Below are 16,720 nucleotides of genomic sequence, written 5' to 3'. Positions count from 1 at the left end.
TTCGGCTGCTCACCACAAAGCAGGAAAAACCACGCTTTTTCCTGCTTTGTCAGCAACCTAAGGGCGCCTTTCATGGCACCCTGATTCTTCCCCGCAAGGAAATTACTCTTGGTCCAGCAAATGGCCCATTTTTGCAGCCTTGGTGGCCAGGTAACGCTCGTTCTTCGGGTTGCGACCGACGATCAGTGGTACACGCTCGGTAATGTTGATACCGGCTTCGGTCAGGATCTCGACCTTTTTCGGGTTGTTGGTCAGTAAACGCACCGCATCCACGCCCAGCAGTTTGAACATATCCGCACACAAGGTGAAATCACGTTCATCCGCAGCAAAACCCAACTGGTGGTTGGCTTCTACCGTATCAGCGCCCTTGTCCTGCAGGGCATAAGCGCGGATCTTGTTCAGTAAACCGATATTACGACCTTCCTGGCGATGGTAGAGCAGGATACCGCGACCTTCTTCCGCGATATGCTCCAGTGCGGCTTCCAACTGAAAACCGCAGTCGCAGCGCAGGCTGAATAAGGCATCACCGGTCAGACACTCAGAATGTACCCGTGAGAGTACCGGTGTTGCACCAGAAATATCCCCGAACACCAGTGCCAGATGATCGTGCCCGGTCGCCAGTTCTTCGAATCCTACCATCAGGAAATCGCCCCAAGGTGTTGGCAATTTGGCCTCTGCCACCCGTTTAAGCTGCATGTTGCTCTCCACAAATACTTCCGATTCAATCATGGTTGCGCATCCTACTTCCGGGTCAGTTAGCTGACCAGTATTAAATGCGCAACGATGATCGGCATTTCATTAATTATCGGCTATTTTGCCATAACTTCTTGCCCTGAGGTGCTTAGCAAATCAGCATCCGGCGTTTTCAGCCAACTATTATTGCAATAGGCCGTTTATCTGTTTAATTTTTCGAGTGTTATCAATATTGCAAGATTGTTACACTGCAAATTGGCTTATGCAAAGGACTATGGGAATGTTTGAGATGGCAAAACGTACGGCAGCAGGCGCACTAGTGCTGTTGCTGATGCCGCTGGCGGTATGGATTTCCGGCTGGCAATGGCAACCGGGTGGCGACGGCAAACTGCTGAAAGGTCTGTACTGGCTGACTGAAACAGTCACTTCGCCCTGGGGGATCCTCACCAGTATTATTCTTGGTGCCTGGTTTTTGTGGTGTCTGCGTTTTCGTATCAGACCGGCCATTGGATTGTTGGTGCTGCTCAGCGCATCGATTCTGATCGGACAGGGCGTGAAGTCGTTGATCAAGGATCGCGTGCAGGAGCCACGGCCATTTGTGCTGTGGTTGGAGTCGGCCCACCAGATTGATGAAAAGTACTTTTATTCGCTCAAACGTAAAGAGCGGGGTGCATTGGTGAAAGAGCAACTTCAGGATCAAGCGCTGGTACCGGTATGGTTACGTGAGCACTGGCAGTTTGAGACCGGCTTTGCGTTCCCTTCCGGCCACACGATGTTTGCCGCCAGTTGGGCGCTATTGGGCGTAGGGCTGTTGTGGCCAAGACGCCACTACAAGACCGTAGCGGTCTTGATGGTGTGGGCAATCGGTGTCATGGGCAGCCGCTTAATGCTGGGCATGCATTGGCCACGGGATCTGGCTGTGGCGACCTTGCTCAGTTGGCTGTTGGTGACGATAGCTTGCTGGTTGGCCCAACGCTGGTTTGGCCCTTTAACGCCACCGCCGCAAGAGCAGCAGGAAATAGCGGAAAGAACCTCGGAAGATAAAACCAGGTGACGCCGTCACTTAATGCGGTGTCGCTATGGCACCGCATTAACCGCTTACATTTCCTGTCATTGCAATTCTTATTAATGCCCCCACATCCTTATTAATCTATTATTTTGAGAAGCTTTCTCATTAATTTGGTCGGGAGCGTCGTTTACTGTCGAATATGCCAGCAGATATGTGGTTTTATCGTGCAGCAGGGTTTCCCTGCCACGATGGGAAATGCTAACTTAAAGGTTAGGGAAGCCACGTATTGGCATAATTCATCCGATTAACTCGGCATCGCGGGAAAGAATGTGAAATATTTGCTGATTTTTTTGTTGGTTCTGGTGATTTTCGTGATTTCTGTCACGTTGGGCGCGCATAACGATCAGGTCGTAAGTTTTAACTATCTGGTTGCGCAGGGCGACTATCGCGTATCGACCCTGTTGGCGGCGTTGTTTGGCGCCGGTTTTGTTATCGGCTGGGTCATTTGTGGCCTGTTTTATCTGCGTACCCGCATTGCGTTGGGGCGAGCCGAACGCAAAATCAAAAGGTTGGAACTGCAGCTTGAACAACCTGCTGAATCGGCAGTTCCGTCCGTTGTCAGCAAGGAATAACCTTCTATGTTAGAGCTGCTGTTTCTGTTGTTGCCCGTGGCTGCCGCGTACGGCTGGTACATGGGGCGCAGAAGTGCTCAACAGGACAAACAACAGGAAGCCAACCGTCTGTCGCGTGAGTATGTGGCCGGGGTTAACTTCCTGCTTTCCAACCAGCAGGATAAAGCGGTCGATCTCTTCCTTGATATGCTGAAAGAGGACAGCAATACCGTAGAAGCCCACCTGACGCTGGGTAACCTGTTCCGTTCGCGCGGCGAAGTAGACCGCGCAATCCGCATCCATCAGGCACTGATGGAAAGCGCCTCCCTGACCTTCGAGCAACGTCTGCTTGCCGTGCAGCAGCTGGGCCGCGATTATATGGCCGCCGGCATGTACGACCGCGCCGAAGATATGTTTGGCCAGTTAATCGGCGAAGAAGATTTCCGCATTTCCGCGTTGCAGCAACTGTTGGTGATCCACCAGGCCACCAGCGACTGGCAAAAAGCCATCGATGTGGCGGAAAAACTGGTCAAATTGGGTAAAGATAAACAACGTATCGAGATCGCCCATTTCTACTGCGAACTGGCATTGCAGGCGATGGGCAGTGACGATCTCGATAAGGCGATGGGCTTGCTGAAAAAAGCGGCCTCGGCAGATAAACAGTGCGCCCGGGTATCTATAATGGTGGGCCGAATTTATATGGCGCAGGGTGAATACGCCAAGGCGGTTGAATCGCTAACGCGTGTGCTGAACCAGGATAAAGAGCTGGTGAGCGAAACCTTGCCGATGCTGCATGAGTGTTACCAGCATCTGGAACAGCAACAGGATTGGGCGGATTTCCTCAAACGCTGTGTTGAAGAAAATACCGGTGCCACCGCAGAGCTGATGCTGGCGGAAATTATTGAGCAGAATGAAGGGCGTGACGTGGTGCAGGTGTATATCAACCGCCAGCTCCAGCGCCACCCGACGATGCGGGTATTCTATCGCCTGATGGATTATCACTTGGCAGATGCGGAAGATGGGCGTGCGAAAGAAAGCCTGTTGTTACTGCGTGATATGGTCGGTGAACAGATACGTACCAAACCGCGTTATCGCTGCCATAAGTGCGGATTTACCGCACACTCGCTGTATTGGCATTGCCCGTCATGCCGGGCATGGTCATCGGTTAAACCGATCCGAGGGCTGGATGGCCAATAATCTGCAATAAAAACGGGGCTAAAATAGTCCCGTTTTTATTATGTTAGCGCTTTATTTTTTCTTGCCGGCTTTGACGCCGCCTTTCAGCAGCTGACGCAGCTTCTTCAATTCTTTCTGGTTCAGCGGCTGCTCGATTTCTTCTTCAATCCCCTGATTGTCAATTTCACCGTGATGCAATTCCGCCGATTTTTTAGCGGTTTTGTTTTTGTCCCCCTTGGCCGGTAAGTCGAAGCTATTTTCAAGACGTTGACAGACCTCGGCGCTCAGAGAAAGTTGGTTATCGGCGGCAATGGCACGAATTTTCTCTTTGAGTTCCAGAGGGATTTTAATCGTTAGTGTAGATATCTCGCTCATTTTGAAGCCTTTCTGCGGGAAGATTGTCTTCAAGCTAAGCCAGTCGTGAGTGAGAGTCCAGTGTGTAATAAAAATTTAATATTTCCGTAACATTAGCGAGGGGTAATGAACGACAAGACGGGGGAATTGAGGGAGAGCCCGGCGTGCCGGGCTCTATACCAGAGTGCTTATTTGTAGATGACGGCGGTGCCACTTAGCATGTTATTACCACCGGCAGAGATAATGCGGTAGCTGCTGGCGCCCTGGGCTTTGGCTTTGGCAGCCAGTTTGGCTTCCAGGCTGCTCAGAGTGGTGGCATGGCCTGCAGAGACGACACCGGATGCGGTCAGGCTGGTGGCCTGCTGCAGGTCTACCGGCTCAGCGGCGAAGGTAGCAAAAGAGGTCATGGCGATAGCGGCTGCTGCTGCAAAATATTTGATGTTTTTCATAAGAAACTCCAGTCTATTTATTTAGGTTGGAAGTCGTTCGATTCCGATGTGTTGAATAATAAAGCACCCATATAGATTTAAAATCTGATAATGCTGAATATCTAATTCAAAATATTTGATTAACAATTTACGCATCTTTACGGCGCTTTACGCAGCCAGGGTTAATGGCATCGGGGCTATATTGACGCTTGATGACGAACCTGGGGATAACATTACTTAACTGCAGGCTGCGCTGCGGCTGGGATTTCTGTCGGCTGGCATGTAGAATGCGGCGGTCAGTTTGGCGGGTTGTTACCTGGTTATGTCCATTTTACAGAAGGTAGAAGAAATGAAGTCTGAAAATAACATTAATAACAATGACTTAAAATCATCTCCGATCATCGTTGCGCTTGATTACGCAGATATTGGCGCAGCATTGGCATTTGCCGATCGTATTGATCCGCAAGACTGCCGGCTAAAAGTGGGTAAGGAAATGTTCACCCTGTTTGGACCGCAACTGGTGCGCGACTTGCACGCCCGCGGGTTCGACGTATTTCTGGATTTGAAATTCCACGATATTCCCAACACCACCGCTCGTGCGGTCGCGGCGGCGGCTGAACTGGGCGTGTGGATGGTTAACGTCCACGCCAGCGGCGGTGCGCGTATGATGACCGCCGCCAAAGAGGCGTTGCTGCCTTATGGCGCGCAGGCGCCGTTGTTGATCGCCGTGACCGTGCTTACAAGCATGGAGGCGGAGGATTTGCAGGCTATCGGCATCGACCTTTCTCCGGCCGATCAGGCGGAACGTCTGGCGCGTCTGACCCGAGATTGTGGACTGGACGGCGTGGTCTGTTCTGCGCATGAGGCCGAGCGCCTGAAAGCAGCCTGTGGCCAACAGTTCCAACTGGTTACGCCGGGTATCCGTCCTGAAGGCAGCGATGCCGGCGATCAGCGCCGCATCATGACGCCGGTACAGGCACAGGCGGTGGGTGTTGACTACATGGTGATTGGGCGCCCGATCACCCAATCTGCCGATCCTGCCGCTACGCTGAGCGCCATTCGCGCTTCACTGGCCTGAGGAGATACTGATGAAGGACGATAACAGCCGTCTGGTTTATTCCACCGACAGCGGGCGTATCAAGCAGGAAGAAGTTAAGCCACAGCGCGACAAGGGTGATGGCATCGTGCGTATTCAACGCCAGACCAGTGGGCGCAAGGGGAAGGGCGTTTGTCTGATCTCTGGTGTTGATCTCGATGATGCGGGGCTGGAAAAACTGGCGGCTGAACTGAAGAAGAAGTGTGGCTGTGGCGGTTCGCTCAAGGACGGCGTGATTGAGATCCAGGGTGATAAGCGTGATTTGCTAAAACAGCTGCTGGAAGCCAAAGGGATGAAGGTCAAACTGGCGGGCGGTTAATCACTAGGGAAATTGCCATGCCGCGGTGTAATGCTGCGGCATGGCAGTGGGTGATGCTGCCGGGCGTTGACCCGTTAATGGCAATGATGCCACTGACTAAAAGTAAAACAGACCTGAAATATTCTTTATTATGGTTAATACGTCAAAGCGTAAACGCTTTTGCCAGCCTGTCGGCTAGTGGCGGTCAGGTTATTTACCTACCTGATGACCAATGATGCCCCCAACGGCGGCTCCGCCGAGCGTACCCAGTGCGCTACCATCGGTTAACACCGCGCCGCCCACAGCCCCAGCACCGGCACCGATAGCGGTGTTACGGTCACGTTTGGACATGTTGGAACAAGCGCTGAGTGAAAACGCCAGCGCAAGCGCCAGAGCGGCAGTGGCGAAACGTTTATTGATAATCATCATAGTGACTTCTCCTTAGCATTGGCTTATGGGAGTGCCCTATAAGTATAGGCATGAACCCTAAATTTGGCCTGCTCTTGGCTCCCAAAGCGTATCGATATAAAAAATGGCATTTTTTGTTAAAGGCAGAACAATTGAAAAGCTAAAGGCGCTCTCTCTGCCAATATCCACTATAAGCCTCTGCTTGACGATAAATAGGTAAATAGTCCTAAAGTCCATTTTCCCGCCTTTTGCAGGCTATTTCCTCTGTGCCCCACAGTTCTCGGTTTCCAGCAGAAGGCTACGCGGTCTTTAGCGATTTACGCCATACCCTCTAAGGGACAGCCTACCGACAATATTCCCAACAGTCTTAACCGGGAAAGACAAATGCTTAACGATCTCAAGCAGCAGGTATTAGAGGCCAATCTGGCCTTGCCACGCCATCATCTGGTGACATTCACCTGGGGTAACGTCAGTGCTGTTGCTCGCCGCGAGGGGGTGATGGTGATCAAGCCGTCGGGGGTAGAGTATGCATTGATGACCCGTGACGATATGGTGGTGGTGGAGCTGGAAAGCGGCAAAGTGGTGGAGGGGAATAAAAAGCCGTCATCGGACAGCGATACCCACCGGGCGCTGTACCTGGAGTTTGCCGCTGCCGGGGGGATTGTTCACACTCATTCGCGGCATGCCACCATCTGGGCACAGGCGGGGCTGGATATTCCTGCCTGGGGCACCACCCACGCCGATTATTTTTATGGTGACATCCCCTGTACCCGCCAGATGCACAATGCGGAAATCAATGGCCGCTACGAGTGGGAAACCGGCCGGGTGATCGTCGAAACTTTTGCAGAACGCCAGTTGGATCCGGCGGCGATACCGGCGGTGCTGGTGCACTCACACGGACCCTTTACCTGGGGAAAGGATGCGGAAAACGCAGTGCACAATGCGGTGGTGCTGGAAGAGATTGCCTACATGGGGATTTTTTCGAGCCAACTGACACCGGGGCTGGCGAACATGCAGCAGATGCTGTTGGATAAACATTACCTGCGCAAGCACGGTAAAAATGCCTATTATGGTCAGTAACCCTCAGGTAGGCCGTCGTGTGACGGCCACCACTTTCTCGCCTGACACCTAGTCGTTTACTATATCCAACTGAATTCCCTGGCGTTTTAATTGGTGCTGATAGTCCAGCGACAGCCGGGAATCGGTGATCACCCGATGCACTTTCCCCTGCTGAGTCAGCGGATTGGGTTGGATTTGTCCAAACTTGGACGAGTCGGTCAGGACAATATTTTCTACGCCTTTTGCCAGTACGGCATTAACCACATCGGCGCGCATCATATCGCGACCGGTAAAGCCGGTGTCCGCATGGTAGCCGTCAATGCCGATAAACGCCTTGCTGAAATGCACCTGCTGAATGCACTGTCGCGTTAACGGCCCGACCACGGTTTCGCTTTTTTTCTGATACAGGCCGCCCAGCACGATCACTTCGCAGTCGGTCTCTTTCAGCAGGTTGGCGATATAGTGGCTGACGGTGATCAGCGTGATGCGCTTGCGTTCGGCAATGTAGCGAGCCAAAAGCGCGTTGGCACTGCCGCTTTCGATAAAGATGGTTTCATCGTCGTTAACCAGCGATGCGGCATATTGCGCCAGCTTTTGCTTGAGAGTGAAGTTGGACATCATGCGTGCATCGACGTCGTCACTTTCCAGCGCCAGTGCGGAACCATGCACCCGCTTCAAGTAACTGCGCTTCTCCAGCAGGTTCAAATCCTGACGGATTGTCACCTCAGAAACGCCGGTAGCAGCAGCTAAATCGCTGACGCTGATGCGCCGACGGTCGTTAACCAATTGCAATATTGTCTGTTGTCTTGAATTCATATCAACCTGATGTGCGGCCACCAAGGTGCGGCCGCTAATATTTGTTGTTTAAATAGTATGTTCTGTTCGCGCAATAATATCATCCTGCGCGTCAGGGGATAATGCGGTAAAGAACGCGGAATATCCAGCAACACGAACCACTAAATCACGATACTGGTCAGGATGTTGCTTCGCTTCCAGCAGGGTTTCTCGCGACACAATGTTGTACTGTACGTGCCAGCCCTGATAGTCCTCAAAGAAGGTGCGCAGCATCAGCATCAGCTTTTCACGATCGACCGGGTTTTCCAGAGTGGCCGGGTTGAGTTTCTGGTTCAGCAGCACGCCACCGAGGATTGAGGCGGTAGGTAACTTTGACAGTGAATTAAACACGGCAGTCGGCCCCAGGTGGTCGGTACCTGATGCCGGGCTGGCACCTTCCGCCAGCGGCGTATGCGCTTTACGCCCATCCGGTGTTGCCAGGGTAGCCGCGCCAAAGGGGATGTTAGCCGAAATGGACGAAGTACCGGCGTAGTAAGTGCCGCCGATCGGGCCACGACCAAAGCGGGTATTGTGGTACTGCCCGAGTTCGTCAATGTAGGTTTGATAAGCGCGCACCAGCAATTGGTCGACCTCATCCACGTCATTGCCGTATTTTGGCGCGGCGTTGAGCAGCCGCTGACGTAACTGCTCACCGCTTAACCCGTCAAAGTCATTGGCCAGCGCTGCTGCCAACTGTTGCTGGCCGATCGCACCCTGATCGAACACCAGTTTACGCACTGCCGCCAGACTGTTGCCCAGGTTGGCAATACCGACCTGTAGGCCCGAAACCCAGTCGTATTTTGCACCACCTTGCTTAATGCTTTTACCGCGTTCAATGCAGTCGTCCACCAATGCTGAGCACAGAATGTCGTGAGCATTTTCTTCCAGCACGCTATCGACCACGCACTCAATTTCAATCGACTTACGGGTGTAGTAGCGGATCTGGCTGTCCCAGGCGTCAAGCACCTGATCGAAATGGCTGAAGTTGCCTCGCGACAACGCCAACTCCTGGTGCAGGAACACCTTGCCAGAGGTGGCATCACGCCCTTGATCCAGCGCCGCCAGCAATACTCGGGCGAAGTTGATAAAACTCATGCCGGTGCAGCGATAACCCCATTTCCCGCCAACGGCGGTTTCGATACAGCCAATCGCCGCATAATCATAGGCATCCTGTACCGCCACCCCCAGCTTGATAAATTCGGGAATGACGATCTCATCGTTGTTGAAGGCCGGCATGCCGAAGCCACAACGGATCACCTGCACGCAGGCATCGAGAAAATCGCTGCTCATCCCGGCATGGTAACGAACGCTGAGGTTAGGTTGGGTTGAGCGCAGACGGCCACAGGACTCCAGAATGGTATAGGATAAAGGATTCACCGCGTCGCAGGGTTGGCCATCGATCAGCTTCTGTCCGCCAAGAGTGACGTTCTGATACAGCGGGCTGCCTGCCGAGGCTTTGGAGTGCGAACCAGAACGGATCTTGTTGATCTCCAAAAGTTTCAGCCAGCAGCTGTGCAGCATTTCAATCGCACGCTCACGCGGCAGAGTCTGCTCCAGCTCGACATCGCGGCGATACCAGGGGTACAGGTATTGGTCGAGACGGCCAAAGGACACCGAATGGCCGTTGGACTCAATTTGTAACGTTAACTGAATGAAGTAACACAGTTGCAGCGCCTGCCAGAAGGTCTGCGGTGGGCGGTGAGCGATTAACTCGCAGTTTTCCGTGATGGCCAGCAGCTCTTCACTCCGCCAGTGGCGACTTTCCGCCAGTGCCATGTTGCGGGCCAGTTCGGCAAAGCGCAGGATATGGGCGCTCAGTGCCTCCAGGGTCAGGTCGATAGCCTTCAGGAATTGTTCCTGCTGTAACTCTTGCCAGTCGGTGAGGCGAAGGCGGCTGCGGCGCTCGTCCACCTTGTCGCGTAGCCCGTCCAGGCCTTTTTCCAGCAGCAGTGGGAAATTTACCGCCAGGTGGGCATCTCCCGAAGTCATATTGCCTTCGGCCTTGATGATGCCGGTGGCCAGCAGCGCCTGTTGTTCATCGGTGAACATGCCGTAGCAGCGGTCTTGTACCGTCTGGCCGCGCCACCACGGGCATATCCGGTGCAGGATGGCCTTATTCTCTTCGCTGATGGAAAAACCGGCGCCTGGGCGGTCGGCCAATTGGTCAATCTCGTCTTCTATCCAACTGACGGTATATTCCGGGAAGATCGGCGCGGCGCGCAATTCGCTGGCCTGGTTGCCGATAATCAGCTCATCGTTGTCGATTCTCAGGGTGCGTTTGGCCAGATGGTTAGTTAATGCCAGCGCCCGACGCACCGGCAAGGGTTTGTCCAGGTGTTGCTGATAGGCTTCGGTATAGTGCTGTGCGCGTTCGGTGCAAACCGGCGGTTTGACGATATGGATCAGCGCTTTCTTGTGGGCCAGGGTGCGTGCAGTCAGGGTGGTCAAGTCCAGCGTGGTCATGATGTTATCCTCGCAAAATAGCGGTTAGCCCTTTGGTTTTGGCGTACTGCTCGGCATAGGCCAGCAGTTCGGGTGTATCCAGTGGGGTACGGGCTGCGTGATAGGGTTCGCCGAGCAGGTGGTATTTGTTGATGCCCAGTGTGTGATACGGCAAAAAATGAATCTCTTTGGCACCGGCTTCATCGGCGGCGAAATCGACAATCGTGCGGACAGAGTGGTGATCGGCGTTAAACTCCGGGATCAGCGGCACGCGCACAATGGTTTGGGTGCCGCGCTCAGCCAGCCGACGAAAATTGTCCATTACCCGTTTGGCGGAGCCGCCGGTCCACTGTTTGAAGCGCCGTTCATCGACGTGCTTCAGATCCGCCAGCATCAGGTCAAGCCAGGGCAGTGAAGGGGCGATGTACGACCACGGGGTATGGAGGCATGACTCCACTGCGGTATGAATTCCAGCCTCACGACTGCGGCGCAGTAGTTCTGCCGCCACGGTCGGTTGCATAAAGGGTTCGCCGCCGGACAGCGTCAGGCCACCGCCGGTCCTTAGATAAAAGGGGCGATCGCGCAGGACCTCGGCCATGATAGCGTCGATATTTATCGCGCTGCCGCACAGGCTGAGCGCGCCAGTTGGGCAACGGGCAGCCAATGCGGCATAATCTTCATGGCTGAGTAAATCGCGCTGGATCACCAGATTATCGTCTATCCGCCGGACAGCCTGCGGATCCTCTTCGCTGCATAGCGTGCAGCCGCCAAGACACAGGCGTGGGTCGAACAACAGGTCTGCCTTTCGCGCCCGGCTTTCCGGGTTTTGGCACCAGCGGCAGCCGAGCGAGCAGCCCTTCAGAAACACTACGCTGCGAATACCTGGGCCATCATGGGTGGAATAGCGCTGCAGATTGAAGATCACGAGTCACCTGTCATTCGATTGCTTTTCTGTTTTTATTAAATTTGTTTCGAATGAAAGTTGATTTGATTTCGATCACATATAAACGTATTGCATGTCCTACTATGCTCAGAGTTTGAATTCGCCCACAGAAGATTCAGGAGTCCGTAATGGAGCTATATCTCGATACCGCTGATGTGAACGCCGTGAAACGCCTGGCGCGCATCCTTCCGTTGCATGGCGTGACCACTAATCCAAGTATTGTTGCCAAAGAGGGGAAACCGATTTGGGAGGTGTTGCCGGCTCTGCGTGATGCGATGGGGGGCACCGGCAAGCTGTTTGCTCAGGTGATGGCCAACGATGCCGAACTTATGGTGGCTGAAGCGGCGCTGCTTCATCAGCGAGTGCCAGGGCTGGTGGTGAAGGTGCCGGCGACCGCTGAAGGGCTGGCAGCAATTAAGAAACTGAAAACGATGTCGATCCCGACCTTGGGGACGGCGGTCTACGGCGCGGGTCAGGGATTGCTGGCGGCGTTGGCCGGGGCAGAGTATGTCGCCCCTTACATTAACCGTCTGGATGCGCAGGGCGGCGACGGCATCAAGATGGTGCAGGAGCTGCAACAGTTGCTGACGCTGCATGCACCAGGAGCCAGAGTGCTGGCCGCCAGTTTTAAAACGCCGCGTCAGGCACTGGAGTGTTTACTGGCAGGTTGCCAGGCCATCACCTTGCCGGTCGACGTTGCCGAGCAGTTCCTTGCCGCACCTGCGGTACAGGCGGCGGTAGAGAAGTTCGAACAGGATTGGCAGGGGGCCTTTGGGACTAACTTATTGAACTGAGCTGTAAACAAAGAAAAGGGCACTGATCAAGTGCCCGCAGACTGATGACAAACCTCATTCCTGCCCAGAGCGAGTTGAGGTCGATAAATAAAAATCAGGAAAATAAATTTATTGATTTTCGGCTGTTCACCACAAAGCAGGAAAAACCACGCTTTTTCCTGCTTTGTCAGCAACCTAAGGGCACTGATCAAGTGCCCGGTTGTTTAGAAGTAGGGGCGCTGCATGCCGCGTCTAATCGCAGGTTTAGCTATTCTCACGCAGGACGATCGGTGACTCCTGCGCCATAGGCTGGCTGGAGTTCAGCGCACGGCGGATCACAAAGAAGGCGGAGACCAGCATGGTAACCGCCACCAACATAAAGAAAGCACAGAGTGCGGCGTTAATCTGGTTGCTGAACACGATGGTTTCCATATCCTTTAAGGTCTTGGCCGGTGCGATTAACGTACCTTGCTCAATACCGGTAGAGAATTTCTTCGCCTGTGCCAGGAAGCCGATACTCGGTTTTTCATGGAAGATCTTCTGCCAACCGGCGGTCATTGAGGTGATAAACAACCAGACGGTGGGGAGAATAGTCACCCAGGCGTAGCGCTGTTTTTTCATTTTGAACAGCACCACGGTGCCGAGGATCAGCGCCATTGACGCCAGCATCTGGTTACCGATACCGAACAGCGGCCACAGAGTGTTGATGCCGCCGAGTGGGTCGACCACCCCCTGATAGACAAAGAACCCCCAGCCGGCGACCGCCACCGTCGTTCCCGCCAGATTACCGAACCACGAACGGTTGTTGGCCAACCGAGGGATCGCCACGCCAACTAAATCCTGCACCATAAAGCGGCAGGCGCGGGTCCCGGCATCGACGGCGGTCAGAATAAACAGGGCTTCGAACAAAATGGCGAAATGATACCAAAACGCCATCATCGCGCGGCTGTTAAACACCTCGGTAATGATGTGCGCCATACCTACCGCAAAGGTCGGTGCGCCACCGGCCCGCGACAGAATCGAGTGCTCTCCGACGTCTTTGGCAATCATCGTCAGGGTTTCCGGGGTGATCATAAAGCCCCAACCGTTAATCACCTGCGAGGCATTTTCCACCGTGGTGCCGATCAGCGCCGCCGGTGAGTTCATGGCGAAGTAAACGCCCGGATCGATAACCGAGGCGCAGATCAGTGCCATGATGGCCACAAAGGACTCCATCAACATGGCGCCATAGCCGATAAAGCGGATATGGCTTTCACGCTCCACCAGTTTCGGTGTTGTACCGCTGGATACCAACGCATGGAAGCCGGAAATTGAGCCGCAGGCGATGGTAATAAACAGGAACGGGAACAGCGAGCCGGCGAACACCGGGCCACTACCGTCGATAAAGCGCGACACCGCTGGCATTTTCATTTCCGGCATGGCAAAGACGATGCCAATCGCCAGCCCGATAATGACGCCAATCTTCATAAAGGTGGACAGATAGTCACGCGGCGCCAACAGCAGCCACACCGGCAGTACCGAGGCGACAAAGCCATAGACCACCAGCACCCAGGTCAGCGTAGTACCGTGCAGCGTGAAGAACGGGCCCCAGTAGGGGTCTTGTGCCACATTGCCGCCGTAAATAATCGCCAGCAGCATCAGGGCAAAACCCACCACCGAAATTTCGGCGATTTTACCCGGCCGAATAAAACGCATATACACGCCCATAAACAGCGCGATAGGAATGGTAGCGGCGATAGTGAACAGGCCCCATGGGCTGTCGGCCAAAGCTTTTACCACCACCAGCGCCAGCGCAGAGAGAATGATAATCATCACCCCCAGCGCACCCAGCATGGTGATCACCCCGGCGAAGGCGCCCAGTTCCTGCTTGGCCATTTCACCCAGCGAACGGCCGTCACGGCGAGTGGAGATAAACAGGATCAGGAAGTCCTGCACGGCACCGGCCAGCATCACCCCAACCAGGATCCAGATGGTGCCGGGCAGAAAGCCCATTTGTGCAGCCAGGATCGGGCCAACCAACGGCCCGGCACCAGCAATAGCGGCAAAGTGGTGACCAAACAGCACCCATTTGTTGGTGGGCACGTAGTCCAATCCGTCGTTGCGACGTTCCGCCGGCGTCATGCGGCGATCGTCGAGCTCAAAGACTTTCCTGGCAATAAACAGGCTGTAGAAGCGGTAAGCGATGCTGTAGCAGGCGACCGCCGCTACCACTAGCCAAACCGCATTAACATGCTCCCCACGGCTTAGCGCCAGCATGGCGAAGGCAAATGCGCCCACCAACGCCACCGCCAGCCAGACGATCCCGGACTTGACGTTTTTCATGATCAACAACTCCTTGGTGTGCAGAAATAAAAAAGAGAAGCTCTTATTGGAGAATGGATACAAATTAAAAGTAGGAGTTTTGTGCGTGAAAAACAGCAGGTCGGATGAGAAATGTGAAGCTGGTTGAGTAATAGCGTAAAAACAATGTGATGGTGTTGTAGCGTTCCCTCTCTTTTATGACGCAAAGACATCGGCGTTGTTATTCAATCGACGAAAAAAAACACCGGAGGTTAACCCGTCCGGTGTTTGTCTGACCTCAGTGAATCTTGCGAGCTTAGGCCGCCGGTCTGGCGATCACGCTGCGGGTTTCCATACGCACTTCGGCGATGGTGACCTGCAGGTTATCACCCTGGCGGTAGACGACTTCGCCTTTGATCTGAACGGTGCCGGTCTCCTGGCTGCAGACCATTTCATCACGCACCGCGTGAATAAAGGGAGCCGGGATAAAGGCCACTGCGCCGTTGTCCAGCAGGCGTACACGCAGGCCGCCGCGGGTCACGTCGATGATCTCTGCATTGAAGCGCTCATCGGTGCCGGCTTTATCTTTCAGGTAGCGGGCATACAACCAGTCGCCCACGTCGCGCTCTGCCATGCGGTTCAGACGACGGCGCTCTGCCAACTGGACGGTAACTTCGTCCTGCGGCTTCTCCGCGGACTGCTCGGCGATAATGGCTTTCAGCAGACGGTGGTTAACCATATCGCCGTATTTACGGATCGGTGAGGTCCAGGTGGCGTAGGCTTCCAGCCCCAGGCCATAATGCGGGCCCGGTGTGGTGCTGATCTCGGCATAGGTCTGGGAACGACGGATGCGGCTGTCGAGGAACTGGGTCGGCTGTGAATCCAGGTGACGGCGCAATTCGCAGAACCCTTCCAGCGTCAGCAGTTTCTCGGCATCGGCTTCCACGCCGTTGGCCTGCAGCACGGTAACCGCCTGTTCAACCAGCAGCGGATCGAAACCGGTATGCACGTTGTAAATGCCGAAGCCGAGATGGTCGCGCAGCACGATAGCGGCGCAAACGTTGGAAGCAATCATGCACTCTTCAACGATACGGTTGGCCGTGCGGCGTTGCTCGGTGACGATCTCCAGCACTTCGCCTTTTTCGCCCAGAACAAAGCGGTAGTCAGGGCGATCTTTAAATACCAGAGCGTGCTGGTGGCGCCAGGAGTTACGCACATCGCACACGCGATTGAGCAGGGTGATTTGCTGTGCAATGTCGTCACTTGGCGGTTGCCAGCCAGCAATGTCTTCCAGCCAGTCGGACACTTCGTCATAAACCAGTTTGGCTTTTGACTCGATCTCGGCGGCGAAGAAGCGAATGTCGTCAGCCAGGGCGCCGTCGGCACCGATGGTCACGCGGCAGGCCAATACCGGACGGCGTTGGTTCGGGCGCAGTGAACACAGGTTGTCTGACAGATCGCGTGGCAACATAGGGATGTTGAAGCCTGGCAGGTAGTTGGTGAAGGCGCGCTTGCGGGCGATTTCATCCAATGGGCTACCTTGCTCGACGTAGGCGGTCGGATCGGCAATGGCGATGGTCAATTGCAGTGAGCCGTCGCCGTTGTCCTGTACGAACAACGCATCGTCCATATCTTCGGTGCTGGCACTGTCAATGGTGACAAAATTCAGCGCAGTCAGGTCTTCACGCGGCAGTGAAGCATCCGGCTCGCTGATGGCGATCATCTCCGGAGCTTCTTTTTCCAGATTATGACGGGCCAGCGTGACCCACCATGGCGCCAGGTGATCTTCACCATCGGTAATAAATTGGGTCAAATCGGCGTTGAAACCGCGGTCGCCTTTCAGCGGGTGGCGACACATTTCTGCCACTGCCCAGTCACCGGCCTGGAAATTGTGGTTCAGACCACGCGCGGGACGACACTGAATCGCGTCTTTCAGCAACGGATGATCGGGCACGATCGACAAACGGTCATCGCGCTTTTGCACTCGGCCAACAAAGCGCGACAGGAATGGCTCGATCAGCGTTTCCGGTTCGGCGATTTCGCGCTCTTTTTCGGTATGCAGAGTCGCGCTCACACGGTCGCCGTGCATGACTTTCTTCATGTACGGTGGCGGAATGAAATAACTTTTTTGACCGTCTACTTCAAGAAAGCCAAAGCCTTTCTCAGTCCCTTTTACTACGCCTTCAACGCGCGGGGTCTGAGAGTGAAGTTGCTGTTTAAGCTGCGCCAGCAGCGGGTTATCTTGAAACATATCGTCCAGTGAATGGGTTGTGAGTGGCAAGATTTGCGGCTGACAGTTTTACGCGAATCACCCGC

The 16,720-nt window shown here is 54.4% G+C and carries 16 protein-coding genes; 7 read left to right on the top strand and 9 right to left on the bottom strand.

The window, feature by feature from the left end; translation table 11 throughout:
• Window positions 1-102: 102 nt before the first annotated feature.
• Window positions 103-696: a GTP cyclohydrolase II gene (gene ribA, locus ACUTQ5_RS13565; RefSeq protein WP_012145380.1), complete on the bottom strand. Its 594-nt coding sequence runs from the start codon at window positions 694-696 to the stop codon at window positions 103-105.
• Between the two features lie 277 nt (window positions 697-973).
• On the opposite strand from ribA, the gene pgpB reads away from it, so the two are divergent.
• The 3 genes from pgpB (at window position 974) to lapB (ending at window position 3,510) form a co-directional block, all read left to right on the top strand.
• A complete protein-coding gene (pgpB, locus tag ACUTQ5_RS13560; RefSeq protein ID WP_445651680.1) occupies window positions 974-1,747 on the top strand; it encodes a phosphatidylglycerophosphatase B in 774 nt (257 codons plus the stop codon).
• A 284-nt stretch (window positions 1,748-2,031) separates the two neighbouring features.
• Complete coding sequence (locus ACUTQ5_RS13555; protein ID WP_261093700.1) at window positions 2,032-2,334, top strand: LapA family protein; 303 nt, start codon at window positions 2,032-2,034, stop codon at window positions 2,332-2,334.
• A gap of 6 nt (window positions 2,335-2,340) precedes the next feature.
• Complete coding sequence (lapB, locus tag ACUTQ5_RS13550; protein ID WP_112362439.1) at window positions 2,341-3,510, top strand: lipopolysaccharide assembly protein LapB; 1,170 nt, start codon at window positions 2,341-2,343, stop codon at window positions 3,508-3,510.
• A 51-nt stretch (window positions 3,511-3,561) separates the two neighbouring features.
• Here the strand turns inward: lapB and ACUTQ5_RS13545 are convergent, their stop codons facing one another.
• Window positions 3,562-3,864, bottom strand: a complete 303-nt coding sequence (locus ACUTQ5_RS13545; RefSeq protein WP_445651679.1) for an Arc family DNA-binding protein — start codon at window positions 3,862-3,864, stop codon at window positions 3,562-3,564.
• A gap of 167 nt (window positions 3,865-4,031) precedes the next feature.
• A complete protein-coding gene (bhsA, locus tag ACUTQ5_RS13540; RefSeq protein ID WP_445651678.1) occupies window positions 4,032-4,292 on the bottom strand; it encodes a multiple stress resistance protein BhsA in 261 nt (86 codons plus the stop codon).
• Window positions 4,293-4,620: 328 nt separating this feature from the next.
• On the opposite strand from bhsA, the gene pyrF reads away from it, so the two are divergent.
• Together pyrF and yciH are read left to right on the top strand one after the other, a co-directional pair.
• Window positions 4,621-5,349 carry an orotidine-5'-phosphate decarboxylase gene (gene pyrF, locus ACUTQ5_RS13535; RefSeq protein ID WP_445651677.1) on the top strand — a complete coding sequence of 243 codons (729 nt, stop codon included), beginning with the start codon at window positions 4,621-4,623 and terminating at the stop codon, window positions 5,347-5,349.
• A gap of 10 nt (window positions 5,350-5,359) precedes the next feature.
• A complete protein-coding gene (yciH, locus tag ACUTQ5_RS13530) occupies window positions 5,360-5,686 on the top strand; it encodes a stress response translation initiation inhibitor YciH (protein ID WP_445651676.1) in 327 nt (108 codons plus the stop codon).
• A gap of 189 nt (window positions 5,687-5,875) precedes the next feature.
• Here the strand turns inward: yciH and osmB are convergent, their stop codons facing one another.
• The gene (gene osmB / locus ACUTQ5_RS13525; protein WP_445651675.1) at window positions 5,876-6,094 is read right to left on the bottom strand and encodes an osmotically-inducible lipoprotein OsmB; all 219 of its coding nucleotides are present in this window, start codon (window positions 6,092-6,094) and stop codon (window positions 5,876-5,878) included.
• Window positions 6,095-6,457: 363 nt separating this feature from the next.
• On the opposite strand from osmB, the gene araD reads away from it, so the two are divergent.
• Complete coding sequence (gene araD / locus ACUTQ5_RS13520) at window positions 6,458-7,153, top strand: L-ribulose-5-phosphate 4-epimerase (RefSeq protein WP_445651674.1); 696 nt, start codon at window positions 6,458-6,460, stop codon at window positions 7,151-7,153.
• A gap of 48 nt (window positions 7,154-7,201) precedes the next feature.
• On the opposite strand, the gene ACUTQ5_RS13515 is transcribed toward araD, so the two are convergent.
• Genes ACUTQ5_RS13515 through ACUTQ5_RS13505 form a run of 3 tightly spaced genes read right to left on the bottom strand, consistent with a single transcriptional unit; the run spans window position 7,202 to window position 11,333 of the window.
• Window positions 7,202-7,948 carry a DeoR/GlpR family DNA-binding transcription regulator gene (locus ACUTQ5_RS13515; RefSeq protein ID WP_012145371.1) on the bottom strand — a complete coding sequence of 249 codons (747 nt, stop codon included), beginning with the start codon at window positions 7,946-7,948 and terminating at the stop codon, window positions 7,202-7,204.
• 48 nt (window positions 7,949-7,996) lie between these two features.
• Window positions 7,997-10,429 (bottom strand): formate C-acetyltransferase/glycerol dehydratase family glycyl radical enzyme, encoded by a 2,433-nt coding sequence (locus tag ACUTQ5_RS13510; protein WP_445651673.1) that lies wholly within the window; start codon window positions 10,427-10,429, stop codon window positions 7,997-7,999.
• Between the two features lie 4 nt (window positions 10,430-10,433).
• Window positions 10,434-11,333 (bottom strand): glycyl-radical enzyme activating protein, encoded by a 900-nt coding sequence (locus tag ACUTQ5_RS13505; protein ID WP_445651672.1) that lies wholly within the window; start codon window positions 11,331-11,333, stop codon window positions 10,434-10,436.
• A gap of 146 nt (window positions 11,334-11,479) precedes the next feature.
• On the opposite strand from ACUTQ5_RS13505, the gene fsa reads away from it, so the two are divergent.
• A complete protein-coding gene (gene fsa / locus ACUTQ5_RS13500; protein WP_174352078.1) occupies window positions 11,480-12,145 on the top strand; it encodes a fructose-6-phosphate aldolase in 666 nt (221 codons plus the stop codon).
• A gap of 243 nt (window positions 12,146-12,388) precedes the next feature.
• On the opposite strand, the gene ACUTQ5_RS13495 is transcribed toward fsa, so the two are convergent.
• Both ACUTQ5_RS13495 and ACUTQ5_RS13490 read right to left on the bottom strand, forming a co-directional pair.
• Entirely contained in the window at window positions 12,389-14,446 is a 2,058-nt protein-coding gene (locus ACUTQ5_RS13495) for a carbon starvation CstA family protein (protein ID WP_445651671.1), read from the bottom strand.
• 274 nt (window positions 14,447-14,720) lie between these two features.
• Complete coding sequence (locus tag ACUTQ5_RS13490) at window positions 14,721-16,655, bottom strand: exoribonuclease II (protein WP_445651670.1); 1,935 nt, start codon at window positions 16,653-16,655, stop codon at window positions 14,721-14,723.
• Window positions 16,656-16,720: the final 65 nt, after the last annotated feature.

The organism is Serratia sp. NA_112.1 (assembly GCF_052691715.1).
The sequence above is the reverse complement of the archived record's forward strand: the minus strand, read 5'-3'. Positions and strand labels throughout refer to the sequence as shown.